A 24,597-nucleotide genomic window follows, 5' to 3' on the forward strand; every position below is an offset into this window, starting at 1 on the left:
TGGTGCCTTCGGATTGGACGAATCATGAGCACTGACACGGTTTCCGCCGAGCAGCAGGCCCTGCGGCTGCGCCGGTCGGCCGGGCACTTCGCCACCGGCGTCGCCGTCGTGACGAGCGCCGTGGACGACGTGCCGGTCGGCATGACGGTCAACTCGTTCACGACCGTCTCGCTCGAGCCGGGCCTGCTGCTGATCTGCCTCAAGTACGGCTCCCGCGTGCTGTCCTGCATCGAGCAGTCCGGCGCCTTCGCGGTGACCGTGCTCGCGCTGAGCCAGCAGCGGCAGGCGCAGTGGTTCGCCAGCCGGTCGCGGCCGACCGGGCTGGCGGCCTTCGCCGGCACGCCGGTGCGGATCGCCCCGGTGACGGGCAGCCTGCTGCTGCGCGACGGGCTCGCCTACTTCGACTGCCGGCTGCACGCGGTGCACCCCGGCGGTGACCACGCCATCGTCGTCGGCGCGGTGGCCGACTGCGGCGAGCTGACCGCCGGGGAGCCGCTGGTGTTCGCCGGCGGGGCGTTCACCGGCTGCGCGCCGGAGAAGCCCCGCCGGCCCCTTCACTTCTCGCCGTCGGGCGTCGCGCTGAGCCGGTCGACCTCGGCGAGCGCCGCGGGCGTCACGACCCGCAGGAACGGCACGGCCAGCCCGACGCAGATCAGCGCGAACACGCCGAACGCGGCCCGGTAGCCCAGGGTCGTGGCGAGCACGCCGGCGAGCGCGGCCGCGATGGGGGCGGTACCCCAGCCGACGAGCCGGCTCGCCGCGCTGAACCGGCCCAGGAGCTCCGACGGCACCAGCGTCTGGTAGATGACGCGGGAGTTGACCGTCCACATCGTCCCGCCGAGCCCGGCCGCGAAGGCGGCGATGCCGACCGCGACGGCGCTGCTGGGCCGGGCCGGCGCGAGCGTCGGGACGGCTACGAGGGCCATGGTGCCGATGATGTCGGCGAACATGGACCAGCGGCGGCCGAGGAAGCGGTTGATCGGGCCGACGATGAGGGTGCCGGTGATGCCGCCGGCGCCCAGGGCGGTCAGCACGAAGCCGTACTCGCGCTCCGACAGGTGCAGTGGGCCACTGACCGCGTAGCCGGGCAGAATCGCGATCCAGGCCGCCCAGCAGCCCGCCATCGCCGCAATCAGCAGCGCCATCGTGCGCAGCAGGGTGTGCCGCCACAGGAAGCCGATGCCCTCGCGGATCTCCTCGTGCATCGGGCGGCGTTCCTTGGTCGGCGTCACTGTGAAGTTGCCGACCAGCAGGGCCAGCAGGACCGCCCCGAGCACGTAGATGCCGGTGGTGCTGAGCAGCGCCAGGCCGACGCCGGCGGCGACGAGGAAGCCGCCGATCGGGGCGCCGACGAAGCCGTTGCTGAGGTACTCCACCGCCGTGATCCGGGCGACCGCGGTCTGCCACCGGCTCTTGGGGATGGCGGCCGGGATGATCGACGCCCCGGCGGTCACGGCGACGACCTCGGCGACGCCGAGCACGACCGCGACGACGTAGATGACGGGCAGGCTCAGCTGGCCGGCGAGGTAGGCCAGCAGCAGCGCCCCGATCGCGACCATCCGGGCGGCCTCGGCGCCGACCATGAGCGAGCGGCGATTCTTGCGGTCCACGAACACGCCGACGTGCAGGGCGGTCATCAGCCACGGCAGCGTGAGCAGGACCGCGACCAGTGCGATGAGCGCGGGCGAGGAGGTCAGTCGCACGGCCAGCAGCGGCAGCGCGACCCGGGTGATCGCGTCGCCGATGTTGGTCGAGCCGGTGAACGTGAGCAGCAGCCATTCGTTGCGGCCGGCCCGCGGCACGGGCGGCGGATCGGCCGCCCGCACCTCGGGCGCGGCGGTGGTGTCGGACACGGTGGCTCCCTTCGGCTTGGAGGTCAGGTGATGTGCAGGGCGGCGGCGGCCGCGTCGAGGGCCTCGGCGCAGGCGGTCGGGGTGCCGGCGGCCGCGGTCGCGAACGCGACCCGGCCCCACACGGTGCCCTTCGGCGGCGGCGAGACGACCGCGCCGGGGAGCGCGACGGCGACCGCCAGGTCCACAGTGGACGGCAGCCGGTCGCCGTCGAAGGCGATGCTGGTGATGGTGGTGTCCTCGTCCTCGACGTAGAAGAACCGCACGGCGGCCGCCCGTGCCCGGTCGGGCCGGATCGGCGCCGTCCGGCCGCACGCCGTCGCCGCGGCCAGCAGCCCCGGGTCGAGGCCGGTGGCGAGGCTCCCGAGGTACGGGATGAGGTCACCGCCGAGGCGGCCGTTGACCTCGATGAGCCGCGGGCCGTCGGCGGTGAGCATGAACTCGGTGTGGGTCCAGGCGTCGAGCACACCGAGCGCCAGGTGGGTCTGGCGCAGCGCCGACGTCAGCGCCGGATCGGTGAGCAGCGGGTCGTTGGCGTCCACGCAGTGCCCGACCTCCTCCGCGTACGGGGGATAGCCGACCACCTTGCGGGCCACGAACAGCGGCGTGACGACCCCGCCGCGCACGACCGCGTCGATGCTGATCTCCTCGCCGACGACGCACTCCTCGACCAGGACCGGGTGGTCGCTGGCGTAGAGGACCGGGTCCGGCGCCTTCGTGTCGCGGGTGAAGGCGAAGTGCCGCCGCAGCCCGTCCGGGTCCTCGACGCGGACCACGCCCAGGCTCGCGCCGAGGCCGCGGGGCTTGAGTACCACCGGGTAGCCGATGCCCTCGGCGGCGGCGAGGGCCTCCTCGAGGGTCCGTACCGCCCGCGAGCGCGGCTGGGGAACGCCGGCCCGGGCGCAGGCCTGGCGGGTCTGCGCCTTGTCGCGCATCCGCCACACGACGGCGGGGTCGCCGCCGGGCAGGCCGAGCGCCTCGGCGATGTGCGAGGCGGCCAGGATGCGGCCCTCGTCCCAGCACAGCACGCCGGCGACGGGCTGCCGCTTGGCGAGGTGCAGGGCCGACTGGGCCATCGCCGGGCCGTCGATGGTGGACGGCAGGACGGTCCAGCCGTCGAGGTAGGCCCGTTCCCACTGGGGCTCGGCCGTGTGGAAGAGGTGGACCCGGAAGTCGCGGGCGATGGAGCGTAGGAGGTACTCGCGGTACACCCGCATCCCGCTCGCGACCAGGATCAGCAGCGGCCGGGTGTCATGCATCGACGTAGTACCAGTGCTCGGGGTTGATCATGCCGAACGGGTTGACCGGCTCGAAGCCGCCGAGGCGGTTGTCGACCTCGAACAACCGGATCGGGAAGTTCGGGTTGAACACGACCGGCGCCTGCTCAGCGATGTAGTCCTGGTACTCGTACAGCGTCTCCACCGACTCGTCGGTGACGGTGCGCTCGATGAGCCGGTCGGCCGTCTCGTCGCGGTAGTGGCCGAAGTTGCCGCCGGCGTCGGTCTTGAAGAGGATCTCGCCGGTCGGGTGGTGGAACACCCAGCCGCCGTTCCAGCAGCACATCTCCCACGTGCACGGCGTCTCGGCGGTCGGGTAGCAGGGCGCGTCCTCGGCGACCAGGATCGACCCGTAGACCTCCTGCAGCCGCAGCTCGATCCCGGCCGCGGCCGCGTCGCGCTGGTACGAGGCCATGAGCCGGGTCAGCGCGGGCCGCCCCTCGACGTACCGCAGCGAGAACGTGAGCTTGGTCCCGGCGGGGATGCCCTCGCCGGCCTCGCCCGGTCCGGTGCCCGGCCGCACGCACACGGCCGGCGTGACCGAGGTGTCCCAACCGTTGTCCTGCAACAGCTTGCGGGCCCGGCCGACGTCGAACGGCAGCGGCCAGGCGCCCTCCCGCTGCCGCGGCGAGACCAGGTCGGTGACGGGCAGCACCGGCACCGGGCCGTTCTGGCGGTACGCGTAGCTCTGGTAGATGTCGCGGACCGCGGTGTCCTGGTCGAGCGTGCTCTGCAACGCCTGCCGGATGTAGGTCTGCGCGAAGAGCTTGCCCACGACGGTCGGGTTGTTGAAGTTCAGGCTGGTGTACCGCACGCAGTAGGCGACCTGCGGCACGAGCGTGTAGTGGGCGGCGAGCGGGTTGCCGTCCCCGCCGGGCGCGTCGGCGCGGGCGGTCGCGTAGCTCAGCGGCAGGTACCCGACCTGGATGCAGTCGGGCGCGTCCGGGCCGGCCTGGAGCCGCTCGTACTGCTCCTCGTCGGACTGCATCGGGATCTGCCGGAACTCGTCCAGGTACGGCTTGCTCGGGCCCGAGTAGTGCTCGTTGGGCACGAACGTCACCACGCCCTCGACCGTGTAGCTCTTGAGCCGCCACGGCCCGCTGACGATGCTCCAGATCGGGCTGTCGGCCCAGCGGGTGCGGTGCTCGTTGCCCTCGGCCACGATGTCGCCCTGCTCGGCCATGAGGAAGTCGTAGACCGCCTCGACGTCGGCCAGGTCCCCGGAGGCGTTGGCCGGCCCGGCGGCGGTGCGGTCCCACGCCTTCGGCAGCGGCGTGATGGTGCTGAGCTGGTTCATGAGCACCCAGCGGCGCGAGTAGACCTTGTCGAAGGTGAAGTAGACGGTGTCCTCGGCGAGCTTGCCGTAGTCGGTGAGGTTGTCGGGGAAGTAGCCGGGGACGTACTCGCCGTACCTGGCCCCCTTGACCTTCATCAGGTTGACCCAGAACAGCACGTTGTCGGCGCACAGCGTCTCGCCGTTGGACCAGCGCCACGGCTTCACGCGCACGGTGACGGTGAGCCCGTCCTCGCTCCACACCGGCGGCTCGGCGATGCTGTTGGCGTCGTCGACCTCCGGGGTTCCGTCGGTGCCGAAGAAGTACAGGGTGCGGTACAGCAGCGCCTGGAACTCCAGGATGTTGCGGGTGCCCATCCGCTCGGCCGGGGTGAACGGGAAGATGACGGCGGGCGGGAACCCGGGCGCGCAGGCCCAGGTGACCGTGCCGCCGCGGCGCGGCCTCGGCCGGCTCAGGGTGGTCGTCGGCTGGGTTGTCATGGCGTGCGTACCCCCGTCTGGGCGGTCTCGCGGATCTCCTCGAGGCGGGACACGCCGGTGGCGGCGTGCGCCCCGTAGCGCTCCCACACCTCGTCGAGCTGGATGCGGCCGTCGGGCAGCCGCCGCGGCGTGCTCGTGCAGCGGCCCGACACGACGTCGCCGGTGCGCAGCACGATGCAGTAGGCGAAGTCGAGGATGCCGTCGGGGCTGCAGACGCCGGTGAGCGCGCCGCGGCGGGCGTCGCCGCCGCTGAACTCGCCCCAGATGAGGTCGCCGGCCTGCTGGTAGACGGCGACGCGATCGCTCTCGCCGCCGCCGGCGCCGACCGGGCGGAACCGCCGGCCGTCGTAGCTGATCATCGTTGCTCCTTCGCGGGTTCGGGGGTGGCGGGCCGCTCGCGCAGCTCCAACGTGCAGCACTTCGCGCCGCCGCCGGCCTTGAGCAGCTCGGAGAGGTCGACGCCGATCGGCACGAAGCCGGCCGCGGTCAGCGCCCCGGCCAGCCGGGTCGTCTGCGGCGGCAGCAGCACGTGCCGGCCGTCGGAGACCGCGTTGAGGCCGAAGATCTCGGCGTCGGCCGCCTCGGCGAGGATCGCGTCCGGGTAGTGCCGGCGCAGCACGGCCTGGCTGGCGGCGGAGAACGCGGCGGGGTAGTACATGATCCGTTCGTGGTCGAGCACCGCGAGGGCGGTGTCGAGGTGGTAGAAGCGCGGGTCGACGAGCTTCAGGCTCAGCACCGGCCGGCCGAGGAACGCCGCGGCCTCGGCGTGGGCCCGCCGGTCGGTCCGGAAGCCGGTGCCGGCCAGCAGCCGGGCGCCGGTGTCGAGCAGGTCGCCCTCGCCCTCGTTGACGAAGCGCGCCTCCCGGGTCTCGAAGCCCTGGCGGCGGAACCACTCCAGGTAGGCCGGGCCCTCCGCGCGGCGCTGCGGGTGGCGGAACCGGGCCGAGAGCACTTTGCCGTCGACCATGGTGGCGCCGTTGGCGGCGAACACCATGTCCGGCAGGCCGGGCAGTGGGGCCATCAGGTCGACGTGGTGGCCGAGGCCGACGAGCAGGGAGCGCAGCCGCTCCCACTGCATCAGCGCCAGGCGCGCGTCGGTCGGCTTGGCGGGCTCCATCCACGGGTTGATCGAGTAGGTGACGTCGAAGTGGCGGGGTTCGCACATGAGGTACCGCCGGATCCGCATCAGCCGGCGTCCAGCTCGACGGTGATCTTCGCGCTGAGCTCGGTCAGGGCGGCCAGCGCGTCCGCCTCCGACGTGCCGGTGACGCCCAGGAACCCGAAGATGGTGTTGCCGTTGGGCGGCCGCAGGATCACGTCGCCGGGCCGGGCGGTGATCTTGAGCAGGAAGACCCGCTCGGACTCGCCGACCTCCTTCGGTACCTCGACCCGCCGCACGATTCCCGCGTCGCAGATCAGGCACATCGACGCGATGTGCTCGCCGAGCGGGTTGTAGTGCCCGACCCGCGGCCGCACCCCGCGGCCGACGTCGACGACGGCGGCGATCGGGTCGTAGCCGGCGGTGAGGCGGGCGATCTGGTCCAGCCCGCCGCCGCCGACCCGGGCCGCGATCTCCAGCAGGTGCGGCTCGCCGTCGTGGAAGCGGACCTCGGCGTGCATGACGCTGCGGCGCAGGCCCTGCGCGTGCGCGGCCGCCTTCACCGCCCGGTGCACCTTGGCCAGGCTCTCGTCGTCGAGCGAGGTCGGCGCGTGGTGGACGTCGTCGTCGAAGTTCTTGCCCTCGGCCGTGATCCGGTCCACGACCGAGCCGAGGTAGACCTCGTCGTCCCAGGCGAGCGCCTCCATGAGGTACTCGCGGCCGTCCAGGAACGACTCGACCAGCAGCCCCTGCGGGCCCAGGTCGATGCCGTCGGCCTCGGCGGTCACCCAGAACATCTCCCGGATGCCGGCCATCGCCTGCTCGAAGCGGCCGCGCAGCTCCTCGGCGTCGTCGACGCGGTAGACGAAGTGGCTGCCGGCGCCGAGGGTCGGCTTGAGGATGACCGGGTAGCCGTAGGCCTCCGCGGCGGCGAGCGCGTCGTCGAGCTCGGTGACGAAGGTGAAGCGGGGCACCGGGACGCCGGCGGCGCGGTACGCCTCTCGCATCAGGGCCTTGTTGCGGCTGTTGCGGGCCGCCTCGACGCCGATGCCGGGCAGGCCCAGCGCGTCGGCGATCGCCGCGACCGCGATGACCGCCGCCTCGGAGAAGGTGATGACGCCGTCGAACTGCTCGGTGGCGTGCCACTCCTTCGCGCAGGCGATCATGTCGTCGATGTGCTTGGTGCCGACCAGCCGGTAGCGCTCGGCCGGCCAGAAGTCCTCGGTGCCCTCCCCGTTGAGCACGTACAGGTCCACGCCGAGGTCGAGCACCTGCTGGTAGCGGGAGTGGTAGTAGGTGAGGTACTGGCGGGTCTCGATGGTCAGCAGCTTCACGACGCCACCTCCTGGGCGCTGCGCGCCGCGGCGGGGACGGCCAGCCGCGGCAGGTCGAACGGGGTGATCCGCTCCGGCTGGTCGCCGGTCAGCGCCAGCTCGACGCCGTCCGCCGCCGCCTGCGCGGCCGCGTCGACGAGGATCGGCGCGGCGCCGGCGAGCAGGGTGCGCACCTCGAGCATCAGGTCGCCGCGGTCGAGCCGGCCCGACCCGGCGAGCGCGTGCAGGCGGGCCAGGTGGGTCAGCACCGTCTCCGCCGCGCGGCCCATGCTGAAGCCGGGCAGCGCGTAGCAGTCGTGGAAGCGCTGCCGCATCAGCTCGCTGCGGCGCCGCCCGACCGCCGTCGTCGCCAGCGGCGCCGTGCCCGCCTCGAGCCGGGCCAGGGCGACCGCGTCGGCGAGGGCGTTCCACGGCTCGACCAGCCGGCGGGCGGTCACGTCGAGCAGCGCGGCCTCGTCGAAGGTGGTGCGCTGGAACTCCGGGGCGGTCAGCGCGAGGTAGCAGCGCACCTGGTCGCGTGGTACCCGGGCCAGCAGGTCGGCCGACCAGATGAGGTGGTTGCGGCTGGTCGAGAACTTGTCCCCGGCCAGGTCGTAGAACTCGTTGGCGATGTTCGCCGCCGGGACCACGTAGCGGTCGCCGTGCGCCATGAGCAGCACCAGGTCCATCAGGCCCCAGTGGTAGACGTTGTCGAAACCGTGGAAGTAGACCAGCTCCGCGCCCGCCTCGGCGCGCCACAGGTCGTCGGTCGTCCCGCCGTCGCCGGGGCCGCCGGCCGCGTGCCAGGTGGCGTACATGACGGCGGGCATCGCCTCGATCCACGGGTACAAGACGTGGCCTTCGGTGCCCGGCAGCGGGGACGGGATGCCCCAGGTGCCCGGCACGGTGACGGGCACGTCCGGCAGGGGGCCGGCGAGGAGCTCGTCGATCAGGCGGATCGACCGGGGGCGCCAGGTGGCGCGGCGCTCGGCGAAGTACTCGACCAGGCGCTCGCGGTACACCTCCATGGGCAGGACCCAGATCTCGAGCTCCCGATGCTCGACCGGGTCCTGGGGGTCCACAGTGGAGCCCGGCTCGAGCAGCTCGTCGAAGCTGTTCGGGTGGCCGCACGCCTCGCAGCCGCCGCCGCAGCCGCCGGCCAGGCACGTGGGGCAGGTGCCCGTCACGAGCCCGTCGTAGAGCCACGTGCCGGCCTTCGTCGCGTAGGGCATCCGCACCGTGCGCCGCTCGAGGCGGCCGGCCTCGTGCAGGTCGGTGACGAAACGCAGGACCCCGCGGCGGTACCGCTCGTCGATCGGCGGCAGCCCGGACATCTCGATCCCCATCGCCCGCAGCGACCGCTCGATGGCGGCCGTGGAGCGCGCGCAGAGCGCGTCCGGCGTGGTACGCAGCCGGTGCGCGGTGGACACGACGTAGGTCTGGCTGTCGTCGGTGCAGGTCGTGTAGATCACCTCGCGGCCGGTGGCGCGCAGGTAGCGGCTGTAGACGTCGCCGGCCAGGTACGGCCCGGCCATGTGGCCGACGTGCAGGTCGCCGTTGGACGTGGGCGTCGCCGCGACGACGATCGTGCGGGCGGGGCCGTCAGGGCGGTCGGCGCCCATCACGCCTCGCTCAGGTGGCGGGCGCTGAACTGGGCGGCCAGGTCGGCGTCCCACCACACGGCGTACATCGAGAAGTCCTCGTCGCCGTCGTTGACGACCTGGTGCACGACCTGGGGCGGGAAGTGCACGATGTCGCCCGCGACGAACGGCGTCCGCCGCCCCTCGCAGACGATCTCGGCCACGCCGGTCATCGCGATCCAGATCTCGTACTCGTGGTGGCCGTGCATGCCGGACTCGGTGCCGGGCCGCACGATGCACCAGGACCCCTCGAACGGGGCGTTCAGCGCCGGCCACGGCATCAGCCGGGTCGCGTCGAGGCCGTTGTCCTCGGCCAGCCGGGCGCCGTCGAACTTGCGCATCTCCATCATCACCGCGGTGCTCCTCAGCGTCAGGGGGTCAGGGTACTGTCGGCGAAGACCAGCACCGGTGGCGTGCTGCGGTGCGCGAGAAGGTCGCCGACGATCTCCTCGGCCCGGATCGCCAGCACGCTGAGCAGCGAGTCGACGATGCCGTGGGTGCTCTCGTTGACGCCCTGCAGGTGGCAGGTGGCGCCGTAGCCGGCGGGCAGGTTCATGCGGTAGTGCCGGTTGACCGAGATGTCCGCGACGCCGGCCGAGCGGGCCAGGTCCTGCACGATGCGGGGCATGGCGCTGGCGAAGCCGGTGCCGAGCAGGATCTTGTCGAAGCGGTGCTGCGTCATCCCGCCGGTCTTGCGGTCCAGCAGCGTCACCGCGACCTCGCCGCCGTCGAGCTGGGCGTCGACGACGTCGCGCATGGTCAGCATCTCGATGCGCTCGTCGCCGGCCAGGCGGTCGAGGTAGATGCGGCGGTACAGCGACTCCAGCAGCTCCGGCGTCAGGCCGGAGTAGTTGGTCCGGTGCATCTCCCGCAGCAGCTGCTCACGGGCCTCGGGCAGCGCCGCGTGGAACTGGTCGACGAACGACGGGTAGAACAGCTCGTTGGTGAACTTGCTCGCCTCGTAGGCCTGCAGGCCGATCGAGCGCATGATCATCGTGCAGTGCGCGAGCGGGAACGACTGGTGCACCGCGGTCAGCATCTCCGCGGCGCTCTGCGCGCCGCCGACGACCGCGAGCCGCAGCGGCCGGTCGGTGCCGATCTCGTCGACCCGCACCGCGAACTCGGTGCTGTGGATGACCTTGTCGCGGGGCAGCCCGGCGAACGCCTCCGGGATGTGCACGTCCCGGCCGCCGCCGATGACCAGGTGCCGGCAGACGATGGTGCTGCCGTCGGACATCTCCACCGACCAGTGGCTCGGGCCGTCGGCGGTGTGGTGCGGGCGGATCGACCCGCAGCGGCGTCCGTACTGCACCCGCACGTGCTGCAGCGAGTGCGCGACCCACGCGAGGTACGCCGAGATCTCCATCCGGTACGCGCTGAAGCTGCCCAGGTTGATGAACTGGTCCAGCCGCCCGACCGAGTGCAGGTAGTTGACGAACGAGTAGGCGCTGCGCGGGTTGCGCAGCGTCACCAGGTCCTTGAGGAACGAGACCTGGCTCGTCGTCCACGGCAGCAGCATGCCCCGCTGCCAGGCGACGTCGTCGCGCTGCTCGACGACGAGGGTGTCCTGGGCCAGCTCGGAGCCGGCGAGCTCCTCGACGGCGACGGCGAGGGCCAGGTTGGACGGCCCGGCGCCGATCGCCAGTAGTTCTACCTCCTGATGACGCACGACATCTCCCATCACTCCTTCGGCCGGAGGCGGCCCCTTGCCGCTCCGGTGGTCGGGTGCGCCGGCCCGGTGCCGGGCACCAACGTGTAGAGGCCGTCCTCGTCGCACGGGATGAACCCGGCGGCCTCCCAGAAGCCCACGGCCTGGGCGTTGCGCTCGCTGGGCACGAAGCGCCCGGTCAGCGCGGCGCAGCCGGCCTCCCGGGCGCGGCCGACGATCCAATCGACGATCGCGAACTCGACGCCCTGCGCCTCGGCGGCGGCGTCGAGGACCAGGTTGAGCACCCACCACACCCGGCCGCGGCGGCGGATCCAGGCGGCGCCGGCGAGCGCGCCGCCGGGCAGCGTGAACGCGGCGACCAGGTGGCCCGGGTCGGCGCTCATCGCGACGGTGGTGCCCTCGTCCAGGCGGGCGCCGGTGAGGTTGAACCGGCCGGCCCCCGCGGCGAGCCGGACCACGCCGGGCACGTCGGCCGGGCTGACGAGCCGGGCCGTCAGGCGGGGCCGCCCGAGGGTGGCAGTCATGGCCGGCTACAGCTCGACCAGGGTGCAGTACCAGCGGTTCCCGCCGGCCGACCCGGTGATGGCGACCAGGTCGCCGGGCTCCAGGGCGGGGTCGTCGAGCCACCGGCCGAGGACGGTGAGCGGGTCCGGGTCGGCGCGGTGCACGACCCGGGCCAGGTCGACCCGGCGCGCCCCGGCCCGCCGGCAGGCGCGCTCGACGACCTCGACGATCCGGGCGTCGTGCTCGTCGCCGGCCGCGACGCCGGCCGCCGTGAACTCCTCGGTCGCCAGCCACCGGCCGCGGGGGTGCCAGCGGCGCAGGATCACCGCGGCGGGCGGCTCGGCGCCGTCCGCCTCCGTGGTGAACAGCACCGTCTGCACCTCGGGCTGCAGGACGAGTTGGCCGGCGATGATGCCCAGCCCGGTGGCGTCCTCGGTGAGCACCAGCGTCCGCGCCTCCCGGACCCGCAGCGCCCCGGCCAGCCCCGCGGCGGGGTCGGGCCGGCGCCGGCCGTGACCGTGGCCGGCGACCACGAGCAGGTCCAGGTCGGCCGCGTCGAGCACGGCCCGGGCCAGCGCGGCGCGGGCGGCCCCGGCGACCGGCTCCGGCTCGGTGCCGGCGGCGCGGCCGTAGCCCGCGATGCCGAACTCGACGACCGGTGAGCTCATCGCTTTCCCCTCCCTGGCCCGTGTCCGGGCAGCACGCATCGGCCGCTCGGCGGGCACGGGCCGGCCCAGCGGTGGGACGTTTGGTTGGTGGCGCCGGCGGGCGCGGACTCGAGTGGTCCGCGCCGTCGATGGCGCTCTTCGCCGGCTTGCGCCGCCGGCTTCCGGATGGCATCGTGCCCCAGCCCCGATGCACCGACAACCGGCGGCGACACGAACGGCGTTCAACTGCGCACGGACCGCAGTTGCGCGGTTGCGCCGGTGGCCGTCAGGTGCGCGGGTGCAGCTTGTCCTCGAGTTGCTTGGCGAACTCGAGCCACTCGTTCGCGCAGCGCCGGGCCAGTCCGGCCATGATGTAGCCGCTGTGCGGCGGTACCGCGGCGGCGACGTCCTGCCACTCCTCCTCGGCGATGACCCGCTGGTAGAGCCAGCGCAGCACACCGCGGCCGGACTCGGCGAAGCGCAGCGAGGGGTCGCGCTCGAGGTTCTGCAGGACGGCGCTGCGCTCGCTGCTGGACAGCGGGTCGGGCTCGTCCTTCGGGGGCTCGGCCGGTCGCGACCGGCTGTTGGTGCTCTTGCCCTGGTCGCGGCTGCGCCGGCTCGGCACCGGGTCCTCGCCGCGCAGGAGGCGGTCGCGCACGTCACGGACCGTCGCGGGGGAGATCCCGGCGGCGCGCGCGACCTTGCGTAACGACTGGTTCGGATCGGCCTCCAGCAGCGAGCCCGCCGCCCGCCGCCCCTCCGCGCTGTCCAGGGGCCGGACCCGCCCGTCCCGCCCGACCCGGGCGGTCTGGCGCACCGGCCCCAGCAGCCGGCCGCGGATGCCGGCGACCGTGCGGGCCGACAGCCCGGTCGTCGCCGCGATCGCCCGGTCCGACCACGACGGGTGCGTCTCGATGATCCGGGTCGTGGCCGCCTCGCGGTCCGCGTAGGACAGCGGCAGCCCGTGCGCCACGTTGGCCCGCACCGCCATGACGAATGCGTCGTCGTCGCTGCCGTCGAAGAAGACGACGTCAATCGTGTCCTGCCCGCGCAGCCGGGCCGCGGCGAGACGGTGCATTCCGTCGATGACCCGCATGCTCGCCCGGTGCACGATGATGGGCGGTAACGGGCCCTCGGTCTCGGCGAGCAATCGGATCCGCTCCGGGTCCTCACCGACCAGCCGCGGCGAGTGCGCCGGTCGCAGCGCGGCCAGCAGGACCACGTGAGCCGCGTGCGGCGGCGGAGGTTCGATCGGGAGCACGTCCTCGTCGGCCCGCCCGAACGGCGAAGCGAGTGACACGGCGTCGTTGTCGTTCTGCCCCATCAAATCGGCACCCCCCCAGTAGCATTTGCATATCCCTGTTCGGGTTCTGTCAGGCTCGTTTTCGATGTGATTGTCGAAACGCCTTCCCGGTACCTGCATAGCGGCAATTCAAACGCGTTGCTCGCTGCCGCAACCTTTTCCAAAACATCGGCGAAAACCGTTGTGGTGGGAAGGGTAAAGCGTCCGACCAGCCGGGTCCAGCCGGGTGACGGTGCGTGCGGGGCGGGCTTCGCAACGGTGCGTGAGCGACCGTGCCGCCGGACCCGGCCACTCGCGATCTTCACCGTTTGCGCACGCCATAGCCCATGGCGGTGGTCGCGGGCTACCCTTCACACCGTTCGTTCGTAGCCGGACGGCCTGTGGACTGGCGCGAGCCGTGCCAGTCCTCGACCGCGTGGCCCGACCGACAATGTGGCGCGGCTAGACCAAACTCGCACAACGGGCGTAATGCCATCGATCGATTCGTAGCGTGACTCGAATCCGACATTCACAGTGGGCAGCCGGATGAATCCGAAGGCATTCCCGCGGCTGCGCTAATCGCGTTCCGTGACGGTTGCGGTCGGACACCGGACATTGCGGGCGACTCGCTCGGTCACCACCACAGGAGGGCAAACCCCATGCGCATTGCCATCGTCGGGGCCGGCCTCGCCGGCACCGCACTGGCCTGGCGGCTGCGCCGGCACCCGAGCCCGCCGGCCGTCGACCTCTACGGCGCCGCGCCCGCCGGCGCCGACGCCACCGCGGCCTCGGGTGGCCTGGTCCGCGGCTTCCAGCCCGATCCGGGAGCCTGCCGGCTCGCCGCCGAGAGCCTCGCCGAGCTGCGGGGCGACGTGGCGCTGCGGGAGGCGGCCGGCTACCGCGAGATCGGCAGCCGGTACCTGCTGCCACCCGGCGCCGGCACCAGCCACCTGGGCATCGTCGAGGAGTGCCTCCCTGGGTCCGCGGCCCTGCTCGACGGCCCCGGCGCCCACCCCTTCCGCGGCCTGCCCGCCGGCGCGACGGTGGTCGCCGAGCGCGACGCCGGCTACCTTTCGCCGGCCGGCCTGCGCGCCGCGCTGATCGTCCGGCTCGCCGCCGCGGGCGCGCGGATCCGCCCGTTGCCCGTCGCGGGCGTCGGCGGGTCCGAGCCCGCGCCGTCACTGCTGCTCGCCGACGGGCTCCGGGTCGAGTACGAGCTGGTGGTCCTCGCCACCGGCGCGTGGACGCCGGGGCTCCTCGCCGCGCACGGGTTCGGTACCGGCGACATGCGCGCGAAGCAGATCCAGTTCACGATCTTCGCCGGCCGCGTGGCCGGACTCGGCGCCTTCGTCGACGACATCAGCGGCCTCTACGGCCGGCCCGACGGCCCCGGAGCGCTCCTGCTCGGCCTGCCCTGCGACCGGTGGGACGTCGACGTCGACACGGTAGCGCCGGACACCGCCCTGGTGCACCGGGTCGTCGGGGTCGCGGCGCGCACCCTCGGCATCACCCTCACCGCCGCGGACGCGCTGCGCACGGTGGCCTCGTTCGACTGCTACCACCCGTCGCCGGGGCTGACGCTGCGGCCGGTGCCCGGCGCCGGTGGGGCGGTGCTGACCTTCTCCGGCGGGTCGGGCGGGGCGGTGAAGAGCGTCCTGGCGGCGAGCCGGGTGGCTGCCGGGGAGGTGCTCGGCGTACCGTCACCGACCGTGTAGTCCATAGTGGACAGTGTGTGCGACTGCGGACGGCTTGCGCAGTGGCGCACAGCAGGACTTCTTGTTTTGCTGTGCGCCATGCTGCACAGGATCGAAGCCTCTCAGTTGATTCCCGGCCGCGGCGCACCCGTCCAGGACGCCGTCGTCGTCCTCGACGGCGCCGCCATCAGCTACGCCGGCCCGGCGGCGGACGCGCCCGAGACCCCCGGTGCGACCGTGGCCCGCGCGCACACCGTGATGCCCGGCCTGTGGGACTGCCACGGCCACTTCATGGGCCTGCGCTCCGCCGACTTCAACCTCCTGCCGCAGGAGCCGCCGGCCCTGCGCGCCGCCCGCTGTGTCCCCGACATGCGGGCCGCCCTCGACGCCGGCGTCACCTCGGTCCGCGAGGTCGGCGGCTTCGGCATCCACCTCACCCGCGCGGTCGAGGAGGGCACCGTCGCCGGACCCTCGATCTACGCGGCCGGCTGCGCCCTGTCGACCACCGGCGGCCACGGCGACCTGCATGGCTTCCCGGTGGCGTGGCTCGCCGACTTCAACCACATGGGCGGCGAGCTGCGCTTGGCCGACGGCCCCGCCGAGTGCGCCCGCGCGACCCGCGAGCAGCTGCGCCGCAACGCCAAGGTGATCAAGGTGTTCGCCTCCGGCGGTGTGCTGTCCGAGGTCGACCACCCGATCCACCAGCAGTTCACCGACGCCGAGCTGCGGGCCATCGTCGAGGTCGCCGGCATGGCCGAGCGGGTCGTCGCCGCCCACTGCCACGGCAAGCCCGGCATGATGGCCGCGCTCGAGGCCGGTGTCCGCACCATCGAGCACGGCACCTACCTCGACGAGGAGGTCGCCGCGGCGATGCGCGAGACCGGCGCGATCCTCGTGCCGGCCCGGACCGTGATCGTGGAGCTGCTCGACAGCAAGCTGCTGCCGGACTACGCCGCCCAGAAGCTCGACGCGGTCGCCCAGCGTCACGCCGACGCCGTCGCGCTGGCCCGGGAGGCGGGCGTCACCGTCGCCGCCGGTACCGACATCGGCATGAGCGGCAGCGACCTGCCCTCCTCGTGGGGCCGCAACGGCCGCGAGCTCACCCTGCTCGCCGAGACCGGCTTCAGCCCGCTCGAGGCGATCGAGTCGGCCACCGCGATCGGCCCGGAGACGCTCGGCCCGCAGGCGCCGCGCTCGGGGCTGCTGCTGGCCGGCTACGACGCCGACGTGCTCACCCTGGACGCCGACCCGCTGCTCGACCTCGCGATCCTCGCCGAACCGGCGCGGATCACCGGGGTGTGGAAGTCCGGCGACCGGGTCAAGTGACCCGCCCGATCCCCAGGAGGGCCCACCCATGACCGACGACACCGTTGCCCGGCTGCGTACCGCCGTCGGCCGGGAGCTCCCGCGCGCCCGCGCCGACCTCGAGCGCCTGGTCCGCATCCCCGGCATCGCCTTCCCCGGCTTCGACCAGGCGGAGCTGGAGCGCTCGGCCGAGGCCGTCGCCGAGCTGCTCACCGCCGCCGGCCTCACCGCCGAGGTGGTCCGGGCCGGCGGGGCGCCCGCCGTGATCGGGCACCGCCCGGGGCCGCCCGGCGCGCCGACCGTCCTGCTCTACGCCCACCACGACGTGCAGCCGGCCGGCGACGAGGCCCTCTGGGACACGCCGCCGTTCGAGCCGGTCGAGCGCGACGGGCGCCTGTACGGGCGCGGCGCCGCCGACGACAAGGCCGGGCTCATGGCGCACCTCACGGCGATCCGCGCGCACGGCGACGACCTGCCGGTCGGGGTGGTGGTGCTGGTCGAGGGGGAGGAGGAGTACGGCTCCGACTCCCTCGGCGCGCTCATCGAGCAGCACCGCGACCGCCTCCGCGCCGACGTCATCGTGATCGCCGACTCGACCAACTGGGACGTCGGCGTGCCGGCCCTGACCACCTCGCTGCGCGGGATCGTCAACTGCGTCGTCGAGGTGCGCACGCTGCAGCGGCCCGTCCACAGCGGCATCCACGGCGGCCCCGTCCCCGACGCGCTCACCGCGCTCGCCCGGCTCCTCGCGACGCTGCACGACGCGGCCGGTGACGTCGCCGTCGCCGGGCTCGGCACCGAGCGCACGTCCACAGTGGACCTGCCCGAGGCGCGAGTGCGGGCCGAGGCCGGCGTGCTGGCGGGGGTGGAGCTGATCGGCTCCGGGGCGTTGACGGACCGGCTGTGGTACCGCCCGGCCCTGTGCGTCCTCGGCGTCGACGCGCCCCCTGTCGACGGTTCCCCGAACGCGCTCGTCGCCGCGGCCCGCGCGAAGCTCAGCATCCGGCTCGCGCCCGGCGACGATCCGGAGAAGGCGCTCACCGCCGTCCGCGAGCACGTCGAGGCCCATCGCCCCTGGGGCGCCGAGGTCACCGTCGAGCCCGCCGGCCACGGCGCGTCCTGCGTCATCGACACCTCGGGCCCGCGCGCCGCCGCCGTCCGCGCCGCGCTGCGGGCCGCCTGGGACGGCGTCGACCCGGTCGAGATCGGCCTCGGCGGCTCGATCCCCGGCATCGCCGCCTTCCAGGACGCGTTCCCGGCCGCCACCATCGCGGTGACCGGCGTCGAGGACCCGCACACCGGCGCGCACGGCCCCAACGAGAGCCTGCACCTCGGCGAGTTCGCCCGGGTCTGCCTCGCCGAGGCGCTGCTGCTGGTGGAGGTGGCCCGTGCTGGCTGACCTGACCCGGACCGAGCGCCCGCCCCTGATGCGCCGGCCCGGCCGGGTCGTGGCCGCCGCGGCCGTGCTGTCGGTCGCGGCGGTGGCGGCGATCGTGCTGATCCTGCGGCAGGTCGGCGGCCCGTCCCAGGCCGGCGGCGGCCCACACCCGGGGACCCCGCTCTACCTGCGGGTCTTCGCCGCCGTCCTGGTCATCGGCGCCGTCGCCGCGGCCGGCGGGTTGCTGGCCCGCAAGTGCCGCCAGCCGGCCGTGGTCGGCGAGATCGCCGCCGGGCTGCTGCTCGGGCCGTCGGTGCTGGGCCGCCTCCTGCCCGGCGTCAGCGCGGCCCTGCTGCCCAAGGATGTCCGCGGGGTCCTCGACCTCATCGCCCAGGCGAGCCTGATCCTGTTCATGTTCGCGGTCGGCGCCGCGTTCGACGCCGGTGCCCTGCGCCGACAGGGTGCCGCGGTCGGCATGCTCAGCCAGGCGACCATGCTGGTGCCGTTCGCGCTCGGGCTGCTGATCGTGCCGCTGCTGTACCCGAGCCTCGCCGGCGAGGGCGTCGGCACGGTCGCGTTCGCGATCTTCATCGGTACCGCGATCAGCATCACCGCGTTCCCGGTGCTGGCCCGCATCGTCGAGGACACCGGCCTGGCCAGGACGCCCCTGGGCAACCTGGCCATGGTCTGCGCCGGGATCAACGACGTGCTGGCCTGGTGCGCGCTCGCCGCGGTGATGGCCGTCATCAGCGCCGGCAGCCCGCTCGGCGTGCTGGTCACGGTGCCGCTCGTCGCGGCGGTCACGGCGGTGCTCCTGCTCGTCGTCCGTCCGCTGCTCCAGCGCGCCGCCAACCGCCTCGAGGGCGTGGAGGCGTCGGCGGCGCTGCGCGTCACCGTCGTCCTCTGCCTGGTCTTCGCCCTGGCCGGGCTCACCGACCGCCTCGGCGTCCACCCGATCCTCGGCGCCTTCCTGGCCGGCGTCATCCTGCCCCGCGACGCCCGCTTCCTCGCCGGCGTCCCCGACCGCCTCGGCACCCTCAACCGCGCCCTGCTCCTGCCGATCTTCTTCGCCTCGGTCGGCCTGAGCGTCAACATCGGCGGCATCGCCGGCGAGCCCTCCCTGCTCCTGCTCGGCGCCCTGATCCTGCTGGTGGCGGTCGGCGGCAAGCTCGTCACCGCGGCCGCCTGCGCGCGGGCCGGAGGGCTGCCGTGGCGGGCGTCGGTGGGGCTCGGGGTGCTACTCAACGCACGCGGCATCACGGAGATCGTGGTGTTGCGTACCGGGCTGGACATCGGGGTCATCAACACGACCGCGTTCACGCTGCTGGTGGTCATGGCGCTGGTGACGACCGCGATGGCCGCGCCGCTGCTCCGGCGGCTGGGTGTTTCTCAAAAGCCGGATATGGTACCGAATCCGCCGTGATTCAGGTGACGTCCCGGCGCGGGGCGGTTTCTGTCATACCCCGTCCGTAGACTGCGGTCCATGGTTGACACGAGCGTCGCACTGCCCGGTGCCGGGAGCGTCACCGAGACCTACGAGCACCGCCCCAAGCTCATCACCACCTCCGACGGCCTGCGCGTGTCCGGCGCCCACCTGAAGTGGTATGACATCCAGCTCCCCGACCGCCCGATCGACGCCGAGGTCCGCACCGAGGCCCGCGACTTCCTCACCACCGAGGCGTCGACCCCGGGCAACGGCCTGGACCTGCGCGACGAGCTGGGCTTCGCCATCCTGCACCGCTGTGGCGAGACCTTCCACTTCCTGCTCATCTCGACGTGGCGTGGCAACAACGAACTCTGGGAGGCCGTCTACGCCAAGGACGGCGGCCCCTTCGCCCCGTTCCCGCAACCGACCCGGCACCGCGGCACCTTCTGCGTGTGGGAGTTGGGGGCGGTGCTGCACGAGCAACAGGCCTGGGTGCGCTACCTGACCTCCCCCCGCGACCAGGCGGCGCGCCAGGCCTACGTCGAGGACCACTTCACGGGCCCGGTCGCCTGACGGCATCAGATCCGGACCGCACGTGCAGCAGGCTCGGGCGCGCTACCCGACCGCAGCGCATGATCAGGCGGCGCGGCACGCCTACGCCGACATCGAACGGAGCGCCTTGAAGGTCTATATTCTGTTCCATATCGAGCATGCGCTCGAGGAAGACGGTTCCGTGCGATACGCCGACGAGCACGGTGTCTTGACCTGGGATGAACAGGCTGGCGACGAGGTTCGGCGACTCGGTACCTACAGCTCCTAGGACAAGGCCCGTGCCCGGATCGAGCGGGCTCGTGCACTACCGGGGTTTCGCGACGAGCCTGACTGCTTCTACATCTCCGAAAGCAATGTGGACGAGGAGAGCTGGGCTGAAGGCTTCAACGCCTGACAAGGCTGGCTGTCCCGAGGTCCCAGATCCGGTCCTGCAAGATGCCGGCATCCCCCTGGCCATCTGCGTACTGGACCAATACAGAAGGCCGGGACCAAGCGTCGCCCAGCGAAGACTGCGTCTGGTGCCGGTGGCTCACCGGCTCGGCGACCGTACGAACCTTCGCCACGCGTGCCTGTTGCTGAGCGAGGCAGCGATAGCGGTGCGGATGTACGTCAAGTGAGGGCCTTCGCGGCCCAGGTGTACGGCGTGTTGCTGGTCGAGTAGTTCGCGTTCTGGTACGTCGAGGCGAATGGATACTCATCGCAGGATCGTTTGACGCCGTTCGGACTGTTGGAGGCGTACTTGATACCCGACTGCGCCTTGCATTCCTTGGTGATCTGGTAGCGGCTGCGGTTGCCGTAGTAGTTACGTGTGAGGGACTCGTAACGGCCCGTCTGCGGCTGGACGTAGTAGCCTCCGGGCACGGAGGTGCCGGCTGACGCGTTGCGTTTGACGGTGCTGAGCTGGTGCATTGCGGCGTACATGAACGCTACCGACTCCGCGGGGGTTGGGCTGCGCTGCAGAGTGAGCCGTCCTCCACATAGCTGCGGATTCAGGTGGGTCTGCACGCCGTTCGTGTTCAGTCGGTTGGCGAGCGGGAGCATTTCGGCTCGGGTACCAACCACGTCTGGACCGATGAGGCGGGCGCGACGTTCGCCGGCCTCAGCGAACGTCGCGCGGTAGCGTTGCAGCACTAGCATGATCGCCAGTCGCAGCGGCGCTGTCGGCCCGATCGACTCGGAGCTGACCGGCTCCGTCGTGGTCGAGCGACAGCCGGCGGTCGTCGCCCCCGTGGGAGCGGCAGATCGTGGTACTGCTCAACAGCGGAATGACGAAGCTGACCGACATGGCCTGCATCTCGAAGCCTTCTGGTGGTGCCGCGAACTCGACGGCACGGTGACGACGCCGCGTTCGGTGCCACCGGTGGACCGTCGTGGCTGGCCAGCAACAGATGGTCGTCCTGCTTCACGGCACGGGACAACTCAGCAAATCTGCGGCGCACGCGTGTTCAAAGCGTCGTAGACCACCCGATGGTCTGCGATGGGATGCGCAAGCGGGTGTGGCTGGCCGGTCATCGCGGCGAGGGCGACGGCTTGCAGGTCGGCCCGAATGTAGGTCGTGGTAGCTGGCCCGGTGGTGTCGGTGTGGCCGGCGTAGGCGCGGGCGGTGCCGTACCCGAAGTGCCGCTCGACCCAGGTGAGCGTGGTGTGGCGCAGCCAGTGGGCGGTGATGCCCTGCGCGGCGACCCACGGCAGGTGCCGGCCGATGCGGCGCCACAGCTCGTCGTAGCGGCGGCTGGTCAAGGCGCGACCGTTCCGGTAGCGCAGCAGCGCGTCGGTAGGCAGGAGCGCGCCGCGGACCGCGGCGTGCTGGACGAGGCTGCCGGCCAGGTTAAGGCTGATCGGCAGCCAGCGCACGGTGCCGCCCTTCTCGCGTAGGAGAAGTAGGCCGCGGTCGGCGTCGAGGTCCTGCAGCCGCAACCCCAGAGCACCGGCTCGGCGGCAGGCGGTCTCGGTGTGCAGCCGGAGCAGCAGCGCGGTGGCCCAGGCCGTGGTCATCCGCTGCCAGTAACTGCGGTAGACGCGCAGCGCGCCGGGTCCGGCCGCGGCGAGCACCTGCGGTAGGTACTCGTCGAAGGTCGGCACTGCCGGTCGGGCGTCGCGTTGCAGGTCGGCGAGGGTGACGCCGAGCTCGGCCAGGGCCGTCCAGGCGGCGTCGAGCCGCTGACGGTCAGCCGGCATCGCCGGCGGCGAACTGACCGGCGAGGAGCCGGGCGACGGTTCGGGCCGGGTGGATGAGCAGCAGGTCACGGCCGGGTTGGGCGAGGAGGACGACAAGGTCGCCGGCGGTGAGGTGACACACTGCCGGATCGGCGCCGGGGTAGCGAGGAGACCGGTGGCGCCGATGGTGTGCCGTCCGGCCGGGTCGGAGGTCGCGGTGATGACGCCGGCCGTGATGTCGAACGTGACCCGGTGTCCAGGTGTCCAGCCCAGCAGGTGCAGTAATGCGCGGGCCGAGATCCGGCCGGACGGGTCGAGCCTGCCGACGTCAAGGTGCGCCTCGGCATGGTCAGGCCCGGTGCGAGGTGCGGGCAGGTCGGGCAGCGGCGGCCGTGGCGGGCGGGCGCGGGGGAGCGGCGCTGGTACGAGCGCCGCGATCATCTGCTCCACCGGGGCCGGACTGCTGCGCCGCACGCGGGTCATCGTCGCCGCCAGAGCGCGGCCCGCACATGCTGAAACCCGACCGGGTGGTCACCCGCTCGGCTCTGCTGGTGAGATGCTACGAGTTCGTCGATCTTGGTAAACCTTCACCAAGACCAGTGTCGAAGGTCCGAGTTGGACCTCAACTACATGATCGTCTTCCGTCGGGAATTGCAACTGATCTGAGGTGGGGTCTCGGAGTGTACGTTGCCGCGGAATGCCGTGTACGCATTCAGCCGTTCTTCGAACGGTGGACAAACCTGTCGCTCCGTCGGCCGAATTGCCCATCGTGCCGGTGTCGGCGGAGCACCCCCAGGTGCGTGGGTATTGGCGCTACAGATTGCCACATAGGTCTTCGCTGGTCCACAGCGAAACGGCCCTCGTACGGTGCGGCAGCGGTGGCCGCCCTCGTGGCGATCGCATTGGCGAGCAGGGCGAGGTCGGGTGGTTGCTGCCAGCGGCCGTCGATGAGCTGGTTGCGGTAGAGCTCGTGGTCGTTGCGCTGATACACGTGGATGGCCCGCATGTTCGGCTCGTCTCGGCAGTGCCAGATCCCGCGCTGCCCTATCACGCGCCGCAGATGCTCGGGATGGGGTCGCCGAAGGCACGGTGCGGTTCCGCATCGGTGGGAAGCCGCCTCCGTTTGTGATCAGGGTCTGATGCGTGCGGAAGGCGGACGCCTTCACGCCATGCCGGTCCATGGTCGCGGTCAGGAAGGCGGCGGAGTCGCTGTTCGGGCCATCGCTGATCGAAGAACTGTTTGGGATGCAACGGTTGTGGTGCAAGCGCCCGGTCGCGTGTCGCGGTGTTGCACCGGCGGTGAAAGCTCGTCGCGGTTTGGCATGCAGAGTCCGGCGCGCCGATGGCACCTGCGTAGCTGCCGACGATCTTGACTGTGAGTTGAGCGGATTCACCGAAAATGTCGAGTGGCCGCTGAGGAGATGCTGTGGCGGTGCGTCAGGCAGTGGTGAGGTCCGGCAGGCTGCTCAGGTCGGTGACCACGAGGCGGGCGACGTCGCTGAGCCGCCGGTTGGTCCGCCGGGCGTAGGCCCGGATCAGTTCGAAGGCCGCATCGACGGAGATGTGATACGCCTGAGCGATGGCACCCTTGGCCTGCTCGATAACGATCCGGCTGTTCAACGCCCCTTGGAGTTGTTCGGTGAGGACCTCACTGCGGCGGATCGTCCGTTCCTGCAGCAGGCCGATCGCGGCGGCGTCGGCCAGGGCCTGCACAATCTGCACGTCGGCGTCGTCGAGGTCGGTGCTGCCGGTGCCGAAGACGCCCATCGCGCCGATCACCTCGCTACGAAGCCGCAACGGGAACGCATGCACCGAGCGGAACCCGGCGGCCGTGGCGTAGGGCGCGAACCGCGGCCAGCGGGCGCTTGCGGTGCACAGATCGGCATTGACGACCGGCTCGGCGGTGCGGAACGCGTCCAGGCAGGGGCCGTCCTGCCACTGCAGCTGGAACAGCTCCAACAGCTTGGTGGTCTCGTCCGAGGCGGCCATGAACCGCAGCCGGTTCTGCTCATCGGCCAGCAGCAGCCCCACGGTGGCGGTGTCGATGAGCCCGGCGGCGCGGTCGGCGAGCATCTGCAGGAACTCGATCAGGTCGAACTCGTCGATGAGGGTGTCGGCGACCTCGACGAAGATCCGCGCCAGGCGTTGCTCGGATACGGTGGTCATGACGGCTTCCCGGCCTTCCTGCGATCGTCGTCGCGGTGGTCCTTGCGGTGGTCATGCGTGGTCGCTGTTGAACCGCAGCCGGCGGGCGACGATGTCCGCGGCCACCTCGCTCAACGGCCGGTTGCTGGCGTAGGCGTGGGCCCGGATCCGCACCAGGGCATCGGTGAGGGGTATGCCCAACTGGACCATGACCATGCCCTGGGCCTGGAACAGCTCGGCGCGGTGTTCGAACACCTCGTCGAACTCGCCGACGTCGGCCCGTTCCTGACCGTCCAGCAGCGTCATGACCATCAGGTCGGCGAACGTGAACGCCTGACCCAGTTCCGCTCGGGACAACGAGCCGGGGCGGGTGCGGAACACGTCCAGGACGCCGAGGCGGGCCGCGCCGATCTGCAACGGAAACGCGAACACTGCCCGGACCCCGGCGTCCCGGACCGCGGGGGTGTACATCGGCCATCGAATCGTCGCTCCATCTGCCAGATCGCTCACCAGAACCGGCCGGCCGGACGCAAAGGCATCGATGCAAGGGCCTTCGCCGAGGGTGAACTGCAGCTCCTCGATCCGTGCGGTGCTCGGGTCCGAGGCTGCTGCCATGCCGTGCACGCCGTCGTTGGCCATCACGCTCACCCCGGCTCCCGAGGCAGACAGCGCCTGCACGACGTCGAGGCAGACACGCTCCAACAGCTCAACCATGCCGGCCGTCTTGCGTGACAGCCAGGCACCGAAGATGCGGCGTGGCACTTGACGGATGAGGATTGGCCGTGCGGGTCACGACGGCCCAGGGCGACGGCTCACAACTGTAGGCCATACGTTGGTCTTCGCGCCAGCGCATGACCGCACCCTTCGCAGACCGGCACTGCCAGC

Annotated in this window: 22 protein-coding genes and 1 pseudogene; 7 read left to right on the plus strand and 16 right to left on the minus strand. The window is 72.2% G+C overall.

Annotation, left to right across the window (positions count from 1 at the left end):
* Positions 1-141: 141 nt before the first annotated feature.
* A pseudogene (locus Drose_RS16065) lies at positions 142-462 on the plus strand (flavin reductase family protein); the annotation flags it as partial.
* A 92-nt stretch (positions 463-554) separates the two neighbouring features.
* Here the strand turns inward: Drose_RS16065 and Drose_RS16070 are convergent.
* From Drose_RS16070 to Drose_RS16125, 12 genes are all read right to left on the minus strand, one after another.
* Entirely contained in the window at positions 555-1,853 is a 1,299-nt protein-coding gene (locus Drose_RS16070) for an MFS transporter (protein ID WP_260729004.1), read from the minus strand.
* Between the two features lie 23 nt (positions 1,854-1,876).
* A complete protein-coding gene (locus tag Drose_RS16075; RefSeq protein ID WP_260729005.1) occupies positions 1,877-3,109 on the minus strand; it encodes an ATP-grasp domain-containing protein in 1,233 nt (410 codons plus the stop codon).
* Positions 3,102-4,901, minus strand: coding sequence for an ABC transporter substrate-binding protein (locus Drose_RS16080; protein WP_260729006.1), 1,800 nt, complete (start codon positions 4,899-4,901; stop codon positions 3,102-3,104). The genes Drose_RS16075 and Drose_RS16080 overlap by 8 nt, the downstream gene beginning before the upstream one ends.
* A complete protein-coding gene (locus Drose_RS16085) occupies positions 4,898-5,260 on the minus strand; it encodes a hypothetical protein (RefSeq protein WP_260729007.1) in 363 nt (120 codons plus the stop codon). The genes Drose_RS16080 and Drose_RS16085 overlap by 4 nt, the downstream gene beginning before the upstream one ends.
* Positions 5,257-6,087 carry a dimethylargininase gene (gene ddaH / locus Drose_RS16090; protein WP_260729008.1) on the minus strand — a complete coding sequence of 277 codons (831 nt, stop codon included), beginning with the start codon at positions 6,085-6,087 and terminating at the stop codon, positions 5,257-5,259. The genes Drose_RS16085 and ddaH overlap by 4 nt, the downstream gene beginning before the upstream one ends.
* Entirely contained in the window at positions 6,087-7,334 is a 1,248-nt protein-coding gene (locus Drose_RS16095; RefSeq protein ID WP_260729009.1) for an ATP-grasp domain-containing protein, read from the minus strand. Before Drose_RS16095 ends, ddaH begins: the two co-directional genes overlap by 1 nt.
* Positions 7,331-8,935: a class I tRNA ligase family protein gene (locus tag Drose_RS16100; protein ID WP_260729010.1), complete on the minus strand. Its 1,605-nt coding sequence runs from the start codon at positions 8,933-8,935 to the stop codon at positions 7,331-7,333. The genes Drose_RS16095 and Drose_RS16100 overlap by 4 nt, the downstream gene beginning before the upstream one ends.
* The gene (locus Drose_RS16105) at positions 8,935-9,303 is read right to left on the minus strand and encodes a cupin domain-containing protein (RefSeq protein ID WP_260729726.1); all 369 of its coding nucleotides are present in this window, start codon (positions 9,301-9,303) and stop codon (positions 8,935-8,937) included. Before Drose_RS16105 ends, Drose_RS16100 begins: the two co-directional genes overlap by 1 nt.
* Before the next feature lie 20 nt (positions 9,304-9,323).
* Complete coding sequence (locus Drose_RS16110) at positions 9,324-10,634, minus strand: SidA/IucD/PvdA family monooxygenase (protein WP_260729011.1); 1,311 nt, start codon at positions 10,632-10,634, stop codon at positions 9,324-9,326.
* Positions 10,634-11,146 carry a GNAT family N-acetyltransferase gene (locus Drose_RS16115; protein ID WP_260729012.1) on the minus strand — a complete coding sequence of 171 codons (513 nt, stop codon included), beginning with the start codon at positions 11,144-11,146 and terminating at the stop codon, positions 10,634-10,636. The genes Drose_RS16110 and Drose_RS16115 overlap by 1 nt, the downstream gene beginning before the upstream one ends.
* A gap of 6 nt (positions 11,147-11,152) precedes the next feature.
* Positions 11,153-11,794, minus strand: a complete 642-nt coding sequence (locus Drose_RS16120) for a hypothetical protein (RefSeq protein ID WP_260729013.1) — start codon at positions 11,792-11,794, stop codon at positions 11,153-11,155.
* Between the two features lie 265 nt (positions 11,795-12,059).
* Positions 12,060-13,097, minus strand: a complete 1,038-nt coding sequence (locus tag Drose_RS16125; RefSeq protein ID WP_260729014.1) for a ParB/RepB/Spo0J family partition protein — start codon at positions 13,095-13,097, stop codon at positions 12,060-12,062.
* Positions 13,098-13,714: 617 nt separating this feature from the next.
* On the opposite strand from Drose_RS16125, the gene Drose_RS16130 reads away from it, so the two are divergent.
* The 6 genes from Drose_RS16130 (at position 13,715) to Drose_RS16155 (ending at position 19,678) form a co-directional block, all read left to right on the plus strand.
* On the plus strand, positions 13,715-14,770 hold the full coding sequence (locus Drose_RS16130; RefSeq protein ID WP_260729015.1) for an FAD-dependent oxidoreductase: 1,056 nt from the start codon (positions 13,715-13,717) through the stop codon (positions 14,768-14,770).
* Positions 14,771-14,848: 78 nt separating this feature from the next.
* Positions 14,849-16,075, plus strand: coding sequence for a metal-dependent hydrolase family protein (locus Drose_RS16135; RefSeq protein WP_260729016.1), 1,227 nt, complete (start codon positions 14,849-14,851; stop codon positions 16,073-16,075).
* Positions 16,076-16,103: 28 nt separating this feature from the next.
* Complete coding sequence (locus tag Drose_RS16140) at positions 16,104-17,453, plus strand: dipeptidase (RefSeq protein ID WP_260729017.1); 1,350 nt, start codon at positions 16,104-16,106, stop codon at positions 17,451-17,453.
* The gene (locus Drose_RS16145) at positions 17,443-18,855 is read left to right on the plus strand and encodes a cation:proton antiporter (RefSeq protein ID WP_260729018.1); all 1,413 of its coding nucleotides are present in this window, start codon (positions 17,443-17,445) and stop codon (positions 18,853-18,855) included. Before Drose_RS16140 ends, Drose_RS16145 begins: the two co-directional genes overlap by 11 nt.
* Positions 18,856-18,915: 60 nt before the next feature.
* On the plus strand, positions 18,916-19,431 hold the full coding sequence (locus Drose_RS16150; RefSeq protein ID WP_260729019.1) for a hypothetical protein: 516 nt from the start codon (positions 18,916-18,918) through the stop codon (positions 19,429-19,431).
* A gap of 22 nt (positions 19,432-19,453) precedes the next feature.
* Entirely contained in the window at positions 19,454-19,678 is a 225-nt protein-coding gene (locus Drose_RS16155; RefSeq protein ID WP_260729020.1) for a hypothetical protein, read from the plus strand.
* 341 nt (positions 19,679-20,019) lie between these two features.
* On the opposite strand, the gene Drose_RS16160 is transcribed toward Drose_RS16155, so the two are convergent.
* The 4 genes from Drose_RS16160 to Drose_RS16175 form a co-directional block, all read right to left on the minus strand.
* Positions 20,020-20,541: a NucA/NucB deoxyribonuclease domain-containing protein gene (locus Drose_RS16160; protein ID WP_260729021.1), complete on the minus strand. Its 522-nt coding sequence runs from the start codon at positions 20,539-20,541 to the stop codon at positions 20,020-20,022.
* A gap of 288 nt (positions 20,542-20,829) precedes the next feature.
* Positions 20,830-22,041, minus strand: a complete 1,212-nt coding sequence (locus Drose_RS16165) for a site-specific integrase (RefSeq protein ID WP_260729022.1) — start codon at positions 22,039-22,041, stop codon at positions 20,830-20,832.
* A gap of 963 nt (positions 22,042-23,004) precedes the next feature.
* Positions 23,005-23,733, minus strand: coding sequence for a GAF and ANTAR domain-containing protein (locus Drose_RS16170; RefSeq protein ID WP_260729023.1), 729 nt, complete (start codon positions 23,731-23,733; stop codon positions 23,005-23,007).
* A 51-nt stretch (positions 23,734-23,784) separates the two neighbouring features.
* Positions 23,785-24,426: a GAF and ANTAR domain-containing protein gene (locus Drose_RS16175; RefSeq protein WP_260729024.1), complete on the minus strand. Its 642-nt coding sequence runs from the start codon at positions 24,424-24,426 to the stop codon at positions 23,785-23,787.
* Between the last annotated feature and the right edge of the window lie 171 nt (positions 24,427-24,597).

It is taken from the genome of Dactylosporangium roseum (genome assembly GCF_025264685.1).
Lineage (GTDB): Bacteria > Actinomycetota > Actinomycetes > Mycobacteriales > Micromonosporaceae > Dactylosporangium > Dactylosporangium roseum.